This is a genomic window from Bradyrhizobium sp. LA6.8 (assembly GCF_040547935.1).
Classification (GTDB): Bacteria; Pseudomonadota; Alphaproteobacteria; order Rhizobiales; family Xanthobacteraceae; genus Bradyrhizobium; species Bradyrhizobium barranii.
The window spans coordinates 138,843-153,882 of record NZ_JBEPQQ010000002.1 but is presented as its reverse complement, the minus strand read 5'-3'; the positions used below and the strand labels follow the sequence as shown (position 1 = coordinate 153,882).

Annotated in this window: 20 protein-coding genes; 15 read left to right on the top strand and 5 right to left on the bottom strand. The window is 64.5% G+C overall.

Going from position 1 to position 15,040, the window contains the following annotated elements; all coding sequences use genetic code 11:
• Window position 1: 1 nt before the first annotated feature.
• Both ABIA90_RS07855 and ABIA90_RS07850 read left to right on the top strand, forming a co-directional pair.
• Window positions 2-733: a GyrI-like domain-containing protein gene (locus ABIA90_RS07855; RefSeq protein ID WP_354118460.1), complete on the top strand. Its 732-nt coding sequence runs from the start codon at window positions 2-4 to the stop codon at window positions 731-733.
• Between the two features lie 5 nt (window positions 734-738).
• On the top strand, window positions 739-1,458 hold the full coding sequence (locus ABIA90_RS07850) for an SIMPL domain-containing protein (RefSeq protein WP_354118459.1): 720 nt from the start codon (window positions 739-741) through the stop codon (window positions 1,456-1,458).
• 159 nt (window positions 1,459-1,617) lie between these two features.
• Here the strand turns inward: ABIA90_RS07850 and ABIA90_RS07845 are convergent, their stop codons facing one another.
• A complete protein-coding gene (locus tag ABIA90_RS07845; protein WP_354118458.1) occupies window positions 1,618-2,682 on the bottom strand; it encodes an MBL fold metallo-hydrolase in 1,065 nt (354 codons plus the stop codon).
• A 448-nt stretch (window positions 2,683-3,130) separates the two neighbouring features.
• Here ABIA90_RS07845 and ffh point away from each other — a divergent pair, with 448 nt between their 5' ends.
• The 9 genes from ffh to ABIA90_RS07800 all read left to right on the top strand — a co-directional run bounded on the left by ffh (window position 3,131) and on the right by ABIA90_RS07800 (window position 10,495).
• Window positions 3,131-4,675 (top strand): signal recognition particle protein, encoded by a 1,545-nt coding sequence (gene ffh, locus ABIA90_RS07840; protein WP_166346789.1) that lies wholly within the window; start codon window positions 3,131-3,133, stop codon window positions 4,673-4,675.
• 85 nt (window positions 4,676-4,760) lie between these two features.
• Entirely contained in the window at window positions 4,761-5,093 is a 333-nt protein-coding gene (gene rpsP / locus ABIA90_RS07835) for a 30S ribosomal protein S16 (protein WP_063980395.1), read from the top strand.
• Between the two features lie 6 nt (window positions 5,094-5,099).
• Window positions 5,100-5,645, top strand: coding sequence for a ribosome maturation factor RimM (gene rimM / locus ABIA90_RS07830; RefSeq protein WP_354118864.1), 546 nt, complete (start codon window positions 5,100-5,102; stop codon window positions 5,643-5,645).
• Window positions 5,646-5,764: 119 nt separating this feature from the next.
• Window positions 5,765-6,445, top strand: a complete 681-nt coding sequence (locus tag ABIA90_RS07825) for a TapB family protein (RefSeq protein ID WP_187387863.1) — start codon at window positions 5,765-5,767, stop codon at window positions 6,443-6,445.
• 53 nt (window positions 6,446-6,498) lie between these two features.
• On the top strand, window positions 6,499-7,164 hold the full coding sequence (locus tag ABIA90_RS07820; RefSeq protein WP_354118457.1) for a hypothetical protein: 666 nt from the start codon (window positions 6,499-6,501) through the stop codon (window positions 7,162-7,164).
• Window positions 7,165-7,219: 55 nt separating this feature from the next.
• Window positions 7,220-7,975, top strand: a complete 756-nt coding sequence (trmD, locus tag ABIA90_RS07815) for a tRNA (guanosine(37)-N1)-methyltransferase TrmD (RefSeq protein WP_354118456.1) — start codon at window positions 7,220-7,222, stop codon at window positions 7,973-7,975.
• Window positions 7,976-8,081: 106 nt separating this feature from the next.
• Window positions 8,082-8,462, top strand: a complete 381-nt coding sequence (gene rplS / locus ABIA90_RS07810) for a 50S ribosomal protein L19 (RefSeq protein WP_063980390.1) — start codon at window positions 8,082-8,084, stop codon at window positions 8,460-8,462.
• A 322-nt stretch (window positions 8,463-8,784) separates the two neighbouring features.
• A complete protein-coding gene (gene leuC / locus ABIA90_RS07805) occupies window positions 8,785-10,191 on the top strand; it encodes a 3-isopropylmalate dehydratase large subunit (RefSeq protein ID WP_063985988.1) in 1,407 nt (468 codons plus the stop codon).
• A gap of 94 nt (window positions 10,192-10,285) precedes the next feature.
• Entirely contained in the window at window positions 10,286-10,495 is a 210-nt protein-coding gene (locus tag ABIA90_RS07800) for a hypothetical protein (RefSeq protein ID WP_063980389.1), read from the top strand.
• Between the two features lie 122 nt (window positions 10,496-10,617).
• On the opposite strand, the gene ABIA90_RS07795 is transcribed toward ABIA90_RS07800, so the two are convergent.
• The gene (locus tag ABIA90_RS07795) at window positions 10,618-11,178 is read right to left on the bottom strand and encodes a hypothetical protein (RefSeq protein WP_354118455.1); all 561 of its coding nucleotides are present in this window, start codon (window positions 11,176-11,178) and stop codon (window positions 10,618-10,620) included.
• Window positions 11,179-11,344: 166 nt separating this feature from the next.
• Here ABIA90_RS07795 and ABIA90_RS07790 point away from each other — a divergent pair, with 166 nt between their 5' ends.
• Entirely contained in the window at window positions 11,345-11,644 is a 300-nt protein-coding gene (locus ABIA90_RS07790) for a DUF1330 domain-containing protein (RefSeq protein WP_063985986.1), read from the top strand.
• A 10-nt stretch (window positions 11,645-11,654) separates the two neighbouring features.
• Here ABIA90_RS07790 and ABIA90_RS07785 read toward each other — a convergent pair whose 3' ends face one another.
• Window positions 11,655-11,915, bottom strand: coding sequence for a hypothetical protein (locus ABIA90_RS07785; RefSeq protein WP_084794921.1), 261 nt, complete (start codon window positions 11,913-11,915; stop codon window positions 11,655-11,657).
• Window positions 11,916-11,964: 49 nt separating this feature from the next.
• The gene (locus tag ABIA90_RS07780; RefSeq protein WP_354118454.1) at window positions 11,965-12,246 is read right to left on the bottom strand and encodes a hypothetical protein; all 282 of its coding nucleotides are present in this window, start codon (window positions 12,244-12,246) and stop codon (window positions 11,965-11,967) included.
• 166 nt (window positions 12,247-12,412) lie between these two features.
• Here ABIA90_RS07780 and ABIA90_RS07775 point away from each other — a divergent pair, with 166 nt between their 5' ends.
• A complete protein-coding gene (locus ABIA90_RS07775) occupies window positions 12,413-12,811 on the top strand; it encodes a metallopeptidase family protein (protein ID WP_354118453.1) in 399 nt (132 codons plus the stop codon).
• A gap of 4 nt (window positions 12,812-12,815) precedes the next feature.
• Here ABIA90_RS07775 and ABIA90_RS07770 read toward each other — a convergent pair whose 3' ends face one another.
• On the bottom strand, window positions 12,816-13,619 hold the full coding sequence (locus tag ABIA90_RS07770; RefSeq protein WP_085402930.1) for a helix-turn-helix transcriptional regulator: 804 nt from the start codon (window positions 13,617-13,619) through the stop codon (window positions 12,816-12,818).
• Window positions 13,620-13,718: 99 nt separating this feature from the next.
• Between ABIA90_RS07770 and ABIA90_RS07765 the strand changes: the two genes are divergently transcribed.
• Both ABIA90_RS07765 and leuD read left to right on the top strand, forming a co-directional pair.
• A complete protein-coding gene (locus ABIA90_RS07765) occupies window positions 13,719-14,288 on the top strand; it encodes a pyridoxamine 5'-phosphate oxidase family protein (RefSeq protein ID WP_354118452.1) in 570 nt (189 codons plus the stop codon).
• Window positions 14,289-14,393: 105 nt separating this feature from the next.
• Entirely contained in the window at window positions 14,394-14,999 is a 606-nt protein-coding gene (gene leuD, locus ABIA90_RS07760) for a 3-isopropylmalate dehydratase small subunit (RefSeq protein ID WP_354118451.1), read from the top strand.
• The last annotated feature ends 41 nt before the right edge of the window (window positions 15,000-15,040 follow it).

Here is a 15,040-nt window from a genome sequence, read left to right as displayed (position 1 = left end):
AATGAATCGTTTTTGTCGCCTCGCACTGCTCGCGCTGATCCCGGCAGCGACCATGTCGTTTGGCGTGCCCGACGCTCTGGCGCAGACCCCGAGCCCGGCGCCCGCCGCGTCGGCCAGCCCCTCGCCGGCTCCGTCGGCCTCGCCCTCCCCGGCCGCAAGTGCCGCACCTGCGCCCGCGGCGGCGCCATCGCCTGCGGCCAGCGCTTCGCCCTCACCCGCGCCGGCGGCCCCGCCGCCCGCTGCGGCCGCGACGCCTGCCCCGGTGCAGACCGCCGATCCCTTTGGCCTGGAGACCACGCTCGAGCCGAAGAAGGTCGTGATGGTCAAGGGCACTGCCAATTGGGATTCGGCCTTCGACACGCTGATCGACGCTTTCAAGGCGCTGAACACGTTGCTGGACAAGCAGGGCATCAAGCCCGCCGGCAATTCGATGATCGTGTACACCTCGACCGACGACACCGGCTTCACCTTCCTGGCCGAGATCCCCGTCGAGCAGGACCCGAAGAACCTGCCCAAGGACATGAGCATCGGCAAATCGCCGGAAGGCAAGGCGTTGAAATTCGTCCATCGCGGCTCCTACGACAACATGGACAACACCTATGAGGCGATCACCAATCACCTCGACGACAAGAAGCTGGAAGCCAAGGACACCTTTATCGAGGAGTACCTCACCGATCCCCTGAAGACGGCCGAGGACAAGCTCGTGATCAACGTGTTCGTGCCATTGAAGTGAGAGAGATGAAGAAGCCTGCCGTCCTTTTTACGTCCCTTGCCGCCGCTTTCGCCGCCACGCTGCTGGCGACGCCCGCACGCGCGGACGATTTTCCCTCCGCGATCTCGGTGAGCGGCGAAGCCATGATCTCCGCGGCACCCGATCTCGCGCAGATCGACGCCGGCGTCGCCAACGACGCCAAGACGGCAAAGGAAGCCTCCGACGCCAACAACGCCGCGATGGGCAAGGTGCTGCTGGCGCTGAAGGGCGCCGGCATCGCCGAGAAGGACTATCAGACCTCGCGCCTGTCCTTGCAGCCGCAGTATGGCCAGAACAAATCCACCGGCGCTTCGCCCGTGGTCGGGTTCCGCGCCTCTAACCGCGTTACCGTGAAGATCCGCGACGTGACCAAGGTCGCTGGCATCATCGATACGCTGGTCGGCGCCGGCGCCAACGACATCGGCAACATCTCCTTCGAGGTGACGCAGGCCTCAAAACTGCTCGACGACGCCCGCGTGCAGGCGGTCGTGGACGCCCGCCGCAAGGCCGAGATCTACGCCAAGGCCACCGGCGTCACGCTCGGCGCGCCGCTCAGCGTATCCGAGGGCGGCGCTCCGGTGCCGCTGTTCAAGGCAAGAATGGCGACCGCGCCGATGGCGGCGCCCGCGGCAGTCGCGCCGGGCGAAGAAACGCTGTCGGTGACGGTGAATGTGAGCTGGGCGATTATTCGCCCTGAGGGCAAATAACTCTCTTGTCCCGGACGCGCTGCACCGTGAAACGCTGCTGCGCAGGGCCGGGACCCAGAAAGCCAACGGCACGAGCTGCTGCATGGGCCCCGGCTCTGCAGCGCACCGTCGAAGAGACGCTGCGCTGCGTCCGGGGCACAGTTGTGCACGTGGATGGATTTAGATCTCCACCACCTGTCCCGGCTGCATCGCCACGAACCGCTCCGGCGGAATCTTTGCGGCATCGAGCGCTTCGACCAGCGCCTTCGCCGGCGCGTCGATCGCTTCATCCGTCAGCTGGAACGTGCCGTGATGATGCCCGAGCGCGGCTTGCGCGCCGCAATCAGCCAGCGCCTTCACGGCGTCTTCCGGATTCATGTGCTGGTCGCGCATGAACCAGCGCGGTTCGTAGGCGCCAATCGGGAGGATCGCCAGACGCAGCGGCCCGTGCTTCTCTGCGACGCGGCGAAAGTGCCCGCCGTCGCCATAGCCGGAATCGCAGACCACGTAGATTTTCCCCGCCGGCGTCTCCAGCACGAAACTCGCCCACAGTGCCTTGTTGCGATCGAACATGCCGCGCGCCGACCAGTGCCGGGTCGGCACCAGCGTCACGGCGATGCCGCCGCCGAGCTCGACGCGATCGTGCCAGTCGAAGGCCTCCACCTTGATGGAGGAGTCGGCGCTGCGCATCGTTACATCGTTGCCGAGTGGCGTCACCACGCGCGGCGCAAAGTTCTTGGCAAGCCGCGACAGCGTCGCGATGTCCAGATGATCGTAATGACCGTGCGAGACCAGCACGACGTCGATCTTCGGCAGCTTCTCGAACGCGATACCGGGGTCGTTGTGCCGCTTCGGTCCGGCAAAGCTGACGGGCGAGACCCGCGAGGACCAGACGGGATCGACGAGGATGTTGAGGCCGCCGGCCTGGACCAGCCAGCTGACGTGGCCGACGAAGGAGAGCCGCACCTTGTCGCCCTCGACGCGCTGCGGCGGCGTGTCGGCATGGGGGTTGGGCACCCAGTCGGGCCAGTCCGCGCGCTGCCCCCGGCCACCTAATTGCCACCGCAGCACCTCGCCGAGCGATCTCGGCGGCGCCCCGTCGGGATCGAAGAAGGTCAGGCCGTCAAAATGGTCGGAGACCGGGCCGTCATAGGTTTTCATGCGGGACATCCAGAGGGGCGGAACACCGACCAGCGCGGCACCACCGGCGAGCAGTCCGAAAACGCGGCGGCGGGTGATCGGCACAAGCGGGCTTCAGGGATGGTAACGGAGGTAAGTCATCATCTTCTATATGGGCGGAGCCCAGGCAAAAGGAACCGGCCACCAAAAGTTCCGTATTCTCAGGGTCTTGCCCTGGCAAAGGCACCCCGGCACCCTAACTTTCCTTGACTTTTGGGCGGGAGCGGCGTTTAACCCCGCCACTTTCTCGGAAAGGCTCTCTTTTCGACCCGCCCACTGGCCCTGGAGGCCAGAGGCCAACGCCCGACAGCGCTGTGCGCCCTCGGGCGCAAAGGTGTTTGGAAGATCGCTTGCTTAGGAAGTGGTCATCGCCCGACTTGATCGGGCGATCCAGTATCCCAGAGGCCGCTCGGCTGAACCGAGGTGCCGCGGCGTACTGGATGCCCCGGTCAAGCCGGGGCATGACGATGGTGAACGCGGCAACCCTGCGCGAGCAGGACAAGGGACAACGGCATTGTTCGACAATCTGTCGGAACGGCTTGGTGGCATTCTCGATCGTCTGACGGGGCGCGGTGCGCTGACCGAAAAGGACGTCGACGCCGCGATGCGCGAGGTGCGCCGCGCGCTGCTGGAGGCCGACGTCGCGCTCGAAGTGGTCCGCAGCTTCACCGAGCGCGTCCGCGAGCAGGCGATCGGCGCCACCGTCGTCAAGTCGGTCACGCCCGGCCAGATGGTGGTCAAGATCGTCCATGACGAGCTGATCAACACGCTCGGCGCCGAAAGCCAGACCATCGACATCAATTCCGTGCCGCCGGTTCCGATCATGATGGTCGGCCTGCAAGGCTCCGGTAAGACCACCACCACCGCAAAGCTCGCCCGCCGCATGGTCCAGCGCGACAAGCGCAAGGTGCTGATGGCTTCGCTCGACATCTATCGCCCGGCGGCGATGGAGCAGCTGGCCGTACTCGGGCGCGATCTCGACATTCCGACGCTGCCGATCGTCGCCGGCCAGCAGCCGGCTCAGATCGCGAAGCGCGCGCTGGAGGCCGGCAAGCTCGGCGGCTACGATGTCGTGCTGCTCGACACCGCCGGCCGCACCACGCTCGACGAAGACATGATGGCGGAAGCAGCGGCGATCAAAGCCGCTGCCAATCCGCATGAAGTGCTGCTGGTCGCCGACAGCCTCACCGGCCAGGACGCGGTCAACCTTGCCCGCGCCTTCGATCAGCGCGTCGGCCTCACCGGCATCGTGCTGACCCGTGTGGACGGCGACGGCCGCGGCGGCGCCGCGCTGTCCATGCGCGCCGTGACCGGCAAGCCGATCAAGCTGATCGGCACCGGTGAAAAGACCGACGCGCTGGAAGATTTCCATCCCGATCGTATCGCCGGCCGCATCCTCGGCATGGGCGACGTGGTCTCGCTGGTCGAACGTGCCGCCGCCAATATCGACGCCGAGAAGGCCGCACGCACCGCCGAGCGCATGCGCAAGGGTCAGTTCGACCTCAACGACATGCGCGAGCAGCTGTTGCAGATGGCGAACATGGGCGGCATCAGCGGGCTGATGGGCATGATGCCCGGCATCGCCAAGATGAAGAACCAGATCGCGGCCGCCGGCATCGACGACAAGATCCTGAAGCGCCAGGTCGCGGTGATCGATTCCATGACGCGCGACGAGCGCCGTCATCCCGACCTGCTCAAGGCCAGCCGCAAGAAGCGCATCGCCGCAGGAAGCGGCCAGAGCGTCGAGCAGGTCAACAAGCTGCTCAAGATGCACCGGAACATGGCCGACGTGATGAAGGCCATGGGCTCGGGCAAGCGCGGCCCGCTCGCCGGCATTGCGCAGGCGATGGGCTTTGGCGGCGGCATGAAGCCGCCCTCACCGGAAGAGATGAAGGCGTTGCAGGAGAAGATGCAAGGCGGCGGACAAGGTCTGCCCAGCCTGCCGAAGGATTTGCCCGCTGGTCTGCGCACCGGCCTGCCCAACGTTCCCGGACTGACCGGGCTGAGCGGCAAGCCGACGCTGCCGGGCCTCGGCGGATTTCCGGGCAAGAAGAAATGAGGAATTCGTCGCGAGGGATCCTAAGCATCTCGCGCGACGCGGAATACCAATCAACCGAACAAACTGTACTTTGAAGGAGAACCAGATGTCCGTCGTTATCCGCCTCGCTCGTGCAGGCACCAAGAAGCGCCCCGTCTATCACGTCGTCGTCGCCGATTCGCGCTTTCCCCGCGATGGCCGCTTCATCGAGCGTCTCGGTTATTTCAACCCGCTGCTGCCGAAGGACAACGAGGCCCGCCTCAAGCTCGACATGGACAAGGTGAAGGCCTGGGTCGCCAAGGGCGCGCAGCCGTCGGACCGCGTGGCGCGTTTCCTCGACGCCGCCGGCGTCAAGAAGCGCGAAGCGCGCAACAACCCTGAGAAGGCCGTGCCGCGCAAGGAGCGCAAGGCGCAGGCCGAAGCCGCCGCGAAGGGTTAAGGTCAGATCATGTCGGCGCTGGTCTGCGTCGCGCGGATCGGCGCCGCCCATGGTGTGCGCGGTGCGGTCAAGCTGTGGACCTTCACCGAAGATCCCTTTGCCATCAAACGCTACGGTCCGCTTCTCTCCAAGGACGGCAAGCGTCAGTTCGAGGTCGCGCAGGCGCGCGAGGCCAGGGATCATCTGGTCGCGACGTTCAAGGGCGTCACGACCCGCGATGAGGCCGAACGCCTCAACGGCATCGAACTCTACGTCGCGCGTGAAAAGCTGCCCGCGACCGACGCGGACGAATATTACCACACCGACCTGATCGGGCTCGCCGCCGTCACCACTGACGGCGACGCGCTCGGCCGCGTGCTCGCGATCCACAATTTCGGCGCCGGCGACATCATCGAGATCGCGCCGCCCAAAGGATCTGCAAAGGGCACGACGATGCTGCTGCCGTTCACAAACGCGGTGGTGCCGGAAGTCGATCTCACAGGCGGCCGCGTCGTGATCGCGCTGCCGCAGGAGATCGAGGGTGATAATGACGGCGAAGCTTCGTCATCATGACGGTGCGGTAACGGCTCGCTAACAAATCTCGCGAAATCTTCACTTGCATCGGGCATCCGGCTCGTTCACGCTTTGGTTGCATCGCACTCCCGCGCGTCTCCCCAACACCGGAGCTCCAAATGCTGCGCCGCTGTCTTATGGCAACGATCGGCCTGCTCGCATCCGCGGGCCTCGTCAGTGCGCAGACGCCACCGAGCCCCCCGCCGGCTGCAGCCGAGCAAGCCACCTCGCTCGCCCCGATGGAGGAGCCGCAGGTCGGTGACCACTGGACCTACGAGATGCGCGACGAGATCACTGGCGACCTCAAATCGACCATGACGCATACCATCACCGACGTGTCGGCCACCGAGATCAGCGTCCGGTTCGAGATCCTCGGCAAGCCCGGTTTCGGCTACCAGACCTATGACCGGTCGTGGGACATCATCAACAATGGTGCATGGCGGTTCACGCCGAATGACGGCACGGGCATCCGCATGCCGCTCGCGATCGGCAAGACCTGGACGTTCAAGTCCAGCGACTCCAACAGCACGGCGGGTGTCAACCTGAAGCGCACGGGTACCTCGAAGGTCACGGCCAGGGAGACCATCACCACCCGCGCCGGCACATTCGAGGCCTACAAGATCGAAACCTCGATCGAGATGCGAAACGCCAACGATCCCACCAAGAAATCCCAGGCCGAGCAGCAGGCCTGGTACGTGCCCGAGATCAACCATTGGGTGAAGCGCACTTACGTCAGCAGGGCGGACGGCAGGGTTCGCGAGCGGGGCGCGCTCGAAATGATCGAATACGGCCGCCGCTAGCGGCCGGCGCAAAAGCGACCGTCGATGACCGAAGCCTTCCGGGGAGCATGAAGATGTCTCGTTACGCGGCCATGATGATGGCTTGTCTGCTTGCCGGCACCACCCTGGCATCGGCGGCGAGCGATCCGCCCGCCGCCGCAAAGCCGGTCATCGCGATGGAGGCACCCCTGCAAGGCGACTTCTGGACCTACGAGGTGCGGGACGAAATCAGCGGCAAGGTGAGCGCGGTCCGCAGGAACATCGTCACCGAGGTCACGCCTGCCGAGATCAGCGTTCGGGTCACGACCGACGGCAAGGAGGCCGAGGGCCTGAACATCTACGATCGGTCGTGGAATCTGAAGAACACGGGTGAGTGGAAATATCAGCCCGGCGACGGCAGCGGCATCCATGCGCCACTGAAAATCGGCGATAGCTGGAGCTTCTCCGCCGATGACGTCAACAGCAGCAAGGGCTTCATCTGGAAACGCTCGGGCCATTCGAAGGTCGTCGGCCAGGAGACCATCACCACCAAGGCCGGCACATTCGAGACGTACAAGATCGAAACGACGCTCCTGAGGCGCCCGACCAACGATCCGAGCCGCAAGCACGAGATCACGGCCATGACCTGGTACGCGCCGGCCATCGACCACTGGGCGAAACGGACCTACGTGGCGCGCGGCAACGGCCATCTGCTGACCAATAACGTCATCGAGCTCGTCGAGTACGGCCGTAAGCAATAACCAACTCAGCCGGCCGGGCCTCGACCTGTCGGCCGCAATGCCCTAACCAGCGGCCATGACGACCTCCTCACCCTGGCGCGCGACGGTGCTGACGCTGTTTCCGGAGATGTTTCCGGGGCCGCTCGGCGTGAGCCTGGCCGGCCGGGCGCTGGCTGGCGGGCTCTGGGAGCTCGAGGCGCGGGACATCCGGGCCTCGGCCACCGACCGGCATCGGAGCGTCGACGACACCCCCGCGGGCGGCGGACCGGGCATGGTGCTGCGGGCCGATGTTCTGGCGGCGGCGATCGATGCCGTCGAGATCAGCCCGGACCGGCCGAAACTGCTGATGAGCCCGAGGGGTCGGCCATTGACCCAGGCCCGGGTGATGGAACTGGCCGAGGGTCCGGGTCCCCTGATCGTTTGCGGACGGTTCGAGGGGGTGGATCAGCGGGTGATCGACGGACGGGGCCTGGAGGAGGTCTCGATCGGCGACTACGTGCTGTCCGGGGGCGAAATCGCCGCTCTAGCCCTGATCGACGCCTGCGTCCGGCTGTTGCCCGGCGTGATGGGCAAGGAGGCCTCGGGAACCGAGGAAAGCTTCTCGGAGGGCCTCCTCGAATACCCCCAATACACCCGTCCGCAGCTGTTCGAGGGCGCTCCGATCCCGGAGACCCTGACCTCCGGCGACCACGCCAAGGTTGCAGCCTGGCGGCGGGCACAATCCGAGGCCCTGACGGCGGCCCGGCGGCCTGATTTATGGGCCCAAATCCCGGCCAAGGCCCCGAATCGGGCCGGACGCCAAAAAACGCCAAAAAACAAGACAGACGGGTGACAAACCCTCCGGCTTGCCTTATAGGAGCGGCCACATCCGCAATAGCTGGATCAACGAATTTCGCGCAGCCCCCGTCCTGCGGCTGGGCGCGCCGATGGAGATACCCATGAACCTGATCCAACAGCTCGAAAAAGAGCAATTCGACAAGCTCTCCGCCAGCAAGGAGATTCCGGAATTCGGTCCCGGTGACACCGTGATCGTCAACGTGAAGGTCGTCGAAGGCGACCGTACCCGCGTGCAGGCCTATGAAGGCGTCTGCATCGGCCGTTCCGGCGGCGGCCTCAACGAGAGCTTCACCGTCCGCAAGATCTCCTATGGCGAGGGTGTCGAGCGCGTGTTCCCGCTGCTCTCCCCGATGATCGACTCGATCAAGGTGGTGCGCCGCGGCAAGGTGCGTCGTGCCAAGCTCTATTACCTCCGCAACCTTCGCGGCAAGTCGGCCCGCATCGTCGAGAAGACTGAGCACGCCAAGGCCGTCAACGAGTAAGCTCCGTTTACAGACGAGTTCTAGAGAGCGCGGGGCAAAGCCCCGCGCTTTTTTGTTGCGTCAGCCGTGCGCGTCAAAGCACTCGCGCTTCCAAATCGGCCTGCTATATATTCTTGGAATGTTTCCAGATCAGACCAGCCTCGCCCCCGTCACGCGCATCGTCATCGACGATCGCTCGCGGCTGCCTGGCCGGTTCTTCGGACGCTTCGCGACCTCGGCAACGTCAGAGCTTACGCGCGCAGCCTAAAAGCTGCGCTGACGATTTTGTTGCCCGCGCGTGACCGCGCATATCCGCACCACAACATTCCTGGAGCTGAAGCTCATGTCCAAGCCGACCACATTGTACGACAAGATCTGGAACGACCATCTGGTGCACGAAGCCGACGACGGCACCTGCCTGCTCTATATCGACCGCCATCTGGTGCACGAAGTGACCTCGCCGCAGGCGTTCGAGGGTCTGCGCGCCACCGGCCGCAAGGTGCACTCGCCGGAAAAGACGCTCGCCGTCGTCGACCACAACGTGCCGACCACCGATCGCACCAAGCCGAATCCCGATCCGGAGAGCATCGAGCAGATCAAGGCGCTGGCCGAGAACGCCAAGCAATTCGGCATCGAATATTACGACGAATTCGACAAGCGCCAGGGCGTCGTCCACGTCATCGGCCCCGAGCAGGGCTTTACCCTGCCCGGCACCACCATCGTCTGCGGTGACAGCCACACCTCGACGCATGGCGCGTTCGGCGCGCTCGCACACGGCATCGGCACCTCCGAGGTCGAGCACGTGCTGGCGACGCAGACGCTGATCCAGAAGAAGGCGAAGAACATGCGCGTGACCGTCGACGGCAAATTGCCTGAAGGCGTGACGGGCAAGGACATCATCCTCGCCATCATCGGCGAGATCGGCACTGCCGGCGGCACCGGCTACGTGCTGGAGTACGCCGGTGATGCGATCCGCGCGTTGTCGATGGAAGGCCGCATGACGGTCTGCAACATGTCGATCGAGGGCGGCGCCCGCGCCGGCCTGGTTGCGCCCGACCAGAAGGCGTTCGACTTCCTGCGCGGCCGCCCGAAGGCGCCGAAGGGCGCGGACTGGGACGCGGCGATGCGCTACTGGGAGAAGCTGCGCTCCGACGACGGCGCGCATTTCGACCACGAGCTGCGCCTCGACGCTGCCAAGCTGCCGCCGATCGTGACCTGGGGCACCTCGCCTGAGGACGTCATCTCGGTGACCGGCATCGTGCCCGATCCGGACCAGATCGCGGACGAGGCCAAGCGTCTCTCCAAGCACCGCGCGCTGAAATACATGGGCCTGACCGCGGGCACGAAGATCACCGACATCAAGCTCGACCGCATCTTCATCGGCTCCTGCACCAACGGCCGGATCGAGGATCTGCGCGCGGCGGCGAAGATTGCCGAAGGCAAGACCGTTTCAGCGCATGTCAACGCCATGGTCGTGCCGGGCTCGGGCCTCGTGAAGGAGCAGGCCGAGGCTGAGGGTCTGGACAAGATATTCATCAAGGCCGGCTTCGAATGGCGCGAGCCCGGTTGCTCGATGTGCCTCGCGATGAACCCGGACAAGCTGGCCCCGGAAGAGCGCTGCGCCTCGACCTCGAACCGCAACTTCGAGGGACGCCAGGGCTTCAAGGGCCGCACGCATCTGGTGTCGCCGGCGATGGCGGCAGCGGCTGCGATCGCGGGTCACTTCGTCGACGTCAGGGAATGGCGGTAAGCCGCTCCCTGCAATTTGAGCTAAAGCGGCAAACGGCCGTTAATCGGCATCGCCGACACTGCGTCCTCGCGACGGTTTCGCGAGGACAGAGCGCATGGCCAACAAGCCTGAATATGTCGATCTGATCGGCGAGGCGACGCGCCAGCACCGGCGGCGCGCAACGCCCTTGCCCATCGTCGCCAAGCCCGAGGTCGAGGAGACCTCGAAGCTCAGCCGCTGGCCGCCGGCGATGATCAAGCAGTGGAAGCTCGAGAACCTGACACGGTGGAAGCCGGCGTCATGGAAGCTGAAGGATTGGCTCTAGGCCAAGCTCACCGTCATGCCCGGGCTCGTCCCGGGCATCCACGAATTTTCTTCGCAGCACAAGAACGTGGATGGCCGGGACAAGCCCGGCCATGACGAGTGCGGAGCTAGCAGCAACTCACATTACCAATAGCGGTACGGATAGTGCCAGCGATGCCACCGGCAGACGCGGCGCGGGCCGTAATAGGTCCAGATCACCCGGCAGCGGCGCGGATAGTGGTAGTAGGGATAGTAGCCGCCGTAATAATAGCGCCGGTGGAAGTGGCGATAGCCGTAATGCGGGCGATAGATCCCGTAGCGATGAAAACCGCCATAGTGGCGAAATCCGCCGTAGCGATAGCCGCCACCGTGAAAGGCGGGTGCGGCGCGGAAGCCGCCGATATGGCCGCCACGAAAGCCACCGCCGCGGAAACCGCCGATATGTCCTCCGCCGCCGTGGAAACCACCGCCACGAAAACCGCCACCGCCATGGAAGCCGCCACCATGTCCACCACCGCCGCCACCGTGGCGAACCTGCGTGATCATGTCGTCGCTTGCAGCCTTCGCCGCCGGCAACGGCGTCGGATTGATCGGTGTCATCGCTTCGGCACGTTGTGCAGTCCCCGCCGACAGCATCAGCGTGGCAACGGCCGCGAGCCCGAGCAAGCGTATCGGGCTTGTCCGAGCATCCAAGATCCTCAGCATGGAATTCTCCCTGAATCTGAACGGCAGCATTGCGGCGTAGCGTCGCTCGCATCGCTGTTCAATTGCAGTCGCTCCCAAGATTAAATTAGGGACAGCGACGTGAACGCCTTGTGAATGAACAAGCTTCCTGCCGAGGCGCCGTGCCACGACAAAAGGAATTCGAAAGATGACCGTCTACGCGATCGCGCAATTGAAGATGACGGACCGCGCGGCCTATGACCGCTATCAGGCGCGGTTCTTCGACGTGTTCAGAAAGTACAATGGACGGCTGCTCGCCGCCGACGAGCAGCCGCGCGTGCTCGAGGGCCCGTGGCCGTTCGACAAGCTCGTCATGATGTCATTTCCCGACGAAGCGGCGTTCCTCGCCTTCTCGAATTCGCCGGACTACGAAGACATCTCGCGCGATCGCAAGGCGGGCGCGCAGGCAACCGTGCTGCTGGTCAGGGGATTTGCGCCGGCGGGCTAACGCGGCGGCGTCACCACCACGGCCCGTAGCCGAACACGAACGGTGCCGGCACGCCGTAGGGATAGGGACGATAGTAGATGGGCCGCGCGTAATAGTGCGGATCATGGGGCGCTGAGCGCCGCGCAACGTCATGGTGTCTTGCGTGCCGTCTCGCATCGAAAATCGCTGTCCCGGCCGAGGCATCCGACTTCGTCACACTCTGCGCGGTTGAAGCGCGAGGCAAACCCGCTGCGAGCCCGGCGACAACGGCCAATGCAATCCATCTCGTCATGACGAACTCCGCCCTCAAGATGCGGGCATCACGCGGCCGTTGAGGCGCGTCAGCCCCGCCGCCAGTAGCAGCTCATATGCGGCACGATCACCGTGCCGCTCGGCCGATATTCCTGCACATAGGTGGCGTTGCACTCGCGGACCGCATCGGGACCCGGATAGTAGCGCGGATAGATGCCGTCCGGAGCGTAGTAGGGCGTGACGCGCAGCCGGGCGGGCGGGCGCCTGCGCGGCGGAGGAACGTCGTCTGGCGAGGCCGCCTGGGCCAGCCTGACACCGGCGCCGGCCGTCTGGGCTTCCGCACCAACGCAAAATTGCGAAAACAACCCCATGCAAAGTAGAACCAGTACTGTTGTTCCTGCCCGCATCGCACCACCACCCACCTGAGCTATCCCCTTGAGGCGCCGTACGCTCCCCGTTTTCGCGCGCGGCGTCAACTCTTCGTAGCCTTCTATAAAGCCGGATGCATCGCCACGGAACCCGCGCTAAGAAAAGCCCATGTGGACGGAATTGAAAGCGCCCTCGCTGGCGGAGATGGAAGCGACGGCGCACGACATCTTCGAGCGCCTGCCGGCGGAATTTCGCGGCCTCTGTGAGGGCGTGATCCTCCGTGTCGACGACTTCCCGACCGAGGAAGTCATGGACGAGATGGATTGCGAGAGCGAGTTCGACCTGCTCGGCCTGTTCCAGGGCGTCGGCCTGCCCCAGCAGAGCCTGGGCGATGTGGCGCGGCTGCCCAACATGGTCTGGCTCTACCGCCGGCCGATCCTGGATTACTGGGCCGAGCACGACGAGAGCCTCGGCCACATCGTCCGCCATGTCCTGATCCACGAGATCGGCCACCATTTCGGCCTCTCGGACGACGATATGGCGGCGATTGAGGCTCAGGCGGAGTAGGACGTCATCGGTTGCGTATGGTTGGCGCAGCGAGAAGCATCGTCAGTCGATAGTCGGACCAGCCCGCGAGAGACAGCGAAACCTGCTGATAGTGCAGCAGTCCCATGGTCGGATGATCGAACGCACGCTCGCCACCTTCGCGTGCCAGAACCCCCTGCGTCTCCCAGCAGCGTTCGAAGTCGGGGCTTCCAACTCTCAGTTCCTCGACGAGCCGGCGAATGTCCGGATCGTCGGAATAGGCTGTAACAGCGGCGCGGAATTCTGCGACGACGCGTTGCGCGCGTGAGGTCCAGTCGAGGATCAGTGTTCGCGCCTCGGGCCTGAGGAAGATGTAGCGCAGAAGATTTTTTTCGCCGTCAGCATCGAGCCATCCGGCAAACAACCGGGACGCTTTCGCATTCCAACGACGCGCGCCCCATGTGCGATCGAGAATGTAGGCCGGCCCATCGATCGCATCGACACAGGCCAGCACCTCCTCAGGCGGATCATCCCTGTGGCCGGGACGCTCGGGATCGCGCTTGCCCCCAACTTCGAACAGATAGCTGCGCTCCGCTCGTGACAGGCGCAATCCGCGTGCGAGGCGCGCAAGTGTCGAAGCCGAGACGGAGACATCGCGACCCTGCTCGATCCAGGTGTACCAGGTGACGCTCAATCCGCAGAGCTGAGCGACCTCCTCGCGCCGGAGGCCGGGCGTGCGCCGCCGTGCTCCGGCGGCGAGGCCGAATTCTGCCGGAGACTGGCGCTCCCGGAGCGCGCGCAGGAACGCGCTGAGCGAGAGAGCTGGAGCGATCGGGTCTGGTCCCTTCATGGTGGTTTTTATACCAGCATAAAGAACATTCTTAAACGGGTATAATCGGCATGCTAACTCTTTGCCGCTGCGGCGTCGCTGCGGAAAGGACGAACGGGTATGGGCAGGCAATTCGCAAGGATCGAACCCGAGCACAGGGCTTTCATCGAACGGCAGAAGATCTTCTTCGTCGCGAGCGCCCCGCCGAAGGGACGCATCAACGTGTCTCCCAAGGGCCTGTCGTCATTCCGGGTGCTGGGAGAGAGCGACGTCGCCTACCTCGATTGCACCGGCAGCGGCAGCGAGACCCGTGCGCATCTGACCGCCTCCGACGACAAGCGGCTGACCATCATGTTTTGCGCCTTCGACGGCGCCCCGATGATCCTGCGGCTCTATGGCCAGGCTCGATCGCTCATGCGCGGCACGCCGGAATATTCCGATCTCGTTCCTGACTTCGAGGACATGGCAGGCGCCCGCCAAATCGTGCGCCTCTCGGTCGACCTCGTGCAGACGTCATGCGGTATGGGCGTGCCGCTGTTCGACTACAGACAAGAACGCGGCAGCCTCATGCGCTACTGGACGGCGCAGGGTGTCAACAATTTGCGAAAATACTGGGGTCTGAAGAACATGAAGAGCATCGACGGCCTGCCGACCGGCTTTGCCCCTGACAGCATGGCTCCGCCAGGCTGAAGACGAACCTCGATTTACGCCCCTAGGCCTGCCGAATCCGGCCTAGGATTTGTGTGCCAACCGGGCTAAATAGCCCTCCCCTGACTTCAAACCGGGAAGCCTGAAATGGACAAGTTCACCACGCTGGAAGGCGTCGCGGCGCCGCTGAAGATCATCAATGTCGACACCGACATGATCATTCCGAAGCAGTACCTCAAGACCATCAAGCGCACCGGCCTTGGCAAGGGGCTCTTCTCCGAGCAGCGCTACAAGGACGATGGCAGCGAGAATCCGGATTTCGTGCTCAACCAGCCTGCCTATCGCAATTCGAAGGTGCTGGTCGCCGGCGACAATTTCGGCTGCGGCTCGAGCCGCGAGCACGCGCCCTGGGCGCTGCTCGACTTCGGCATCCGCTGCGTGATCTCGACCTCGTTCGGCGACATCTTCTACAACAACTGCTTCAAGAACGGCATTCTGCCGGTCCGCGTCAGCCAGGAAGACCTCGACAAGCTGTTCGACGACGCCGAGCGCGGCGCCAACGCGACGCTGACGATCGACCTGCCGAACCAGGAGATCCGCGGCCCCGACGGCGGCAAGGTCAAGTTCGAGATCGACCCGTTCCGCAAGCACTGCCTGATCAACGGCCTCGACGACATCGGCCTGACGATGGAGAAGAAGGCCTCGATCGACACCTACGAGGAAAAGCTCAAGCGCGAACGCGCCTGGGCCTGAGATCGAGCTCCAGTTCGAGCCCCGGTGCTGATAGCGCCGGG

Bases quoted from the DNA above. Each gene is read 5' to 3' on its own strand.
- ABIA90_RS07790 (WP_063985986.1), top strand. From the start codon at position 11,345: ATGACCGTCTACGCGATCGCGCAATTGAAGATGACGGACCGCGCGGCC.
- ABIA90_RS07800 (WP_063980389.1), top strand. From the start codon at position 10,286: ATGGCCAACAAGCCTGAATATGTCGATCTGATCGGCGAGGCGACGCGC.
- rplS (WP_063980390.1), top strand. From the start codon at position 8,082: ATGAACCTGATCCAACAGCTCGAAAAAGAGCAATTCGACAAGCTCTCC.
- ABIA90_RS07820 (WP_354118457.1), top strand. From the start codon at position 6,499: ATGTCTCGTTACGCGGCCATGATGATGGCTTGTCTGCTTGCCGGCACC.
- rpsP (WP_063980395.1), top strand. From the start codon at position 4,761: ATGTCCGTCGTTATCCGCCTCGCTCGTGCAGGCACCAAGAAGCGCCCC.
- ABIA90_RS07765 (WP_354118452.1), top strand. From the start codon at position 13,719: ATGGGCAGGCAATTCGCAAGGATCGAACCCGAGCACAGGGCTTTCATC.
- ABIA90_RS07780 (WP_354118454.1), bottom strand. From the start codon at position 12,246: ATGGGGTTGTTTTCGCAATTTTGCGTTGGTGCGGAAGCCCAGACGGCC.
- trmD (WP_354118456.1), top strand. From the start codon at position 7,220: ATGACGACCTCCTCACCCTGGCGCGCGACGGTGCTGACGCTGTTTCCG.
- ABIA90_RS07770 (WP_085402930.1), bottom strand. From the start codon at position 13,619: ATGAAGGGACCAGACCCGATCGCTCCAGCTCTCTCGCTCAGCGCGTTC.
- leuD (WP_354118451.1), top strand. From the start codon at position 14,394: ATGGACAAGTTCACCACGCTGGAAGGCGTCGCGGCGCCGCTGAAGATC.
- ABIA90_RS07795 (WP_354118455.1), bottom strand. From the start codon at position 11,178: ATGCTGAGGATCTTGGATGCTCGGACAAGCCCGATACGCTTGCTCGGG.
- ABIA90_RS07850 (WP_354118459.1), top strand. From the start codon at position 739: ATGAAGAAGCCTGCCGTCCTTTTTACGTCCCTTGCCGCCGCTTTCGCC.
- leuC (WP_063985988.1), top strand. From the start codon at position 8,785: ATGTCCAAGCCGACCACATTGTACGACAAGATCTGGAACGACCATCTG.
- ABIA90_RS07785 (WP_084794921.1), bottom strand. From the start codon at position 11,915: ATGACGAGATGGATTGCATTGGCCGTTGTCGCCGGGCTCGCAGCGGGT.
- ABIA90_RS07775 (WP_354118453.1), top strand. From the start codon at position 12,413: ATGTGGACGGAATTGAAAGCGCCCTCGCTGGCGGAGATGGAAGCGACG.
- ABIA90_RS07825 (WP_187387863.1), top strand. From the start codon at position 5,765: ATGCTGCGCCGCTGTCTTATGGCAACGATCGGCCTGCTCGCATCCGCG.
- ABIA90_RS07855 (WP_354118460.1), top strand. From the start codon at position 2: ATGAATCGTTTTTGTCGCCTCGCACTGCTCGCGCTGATCCCGGCAGCG.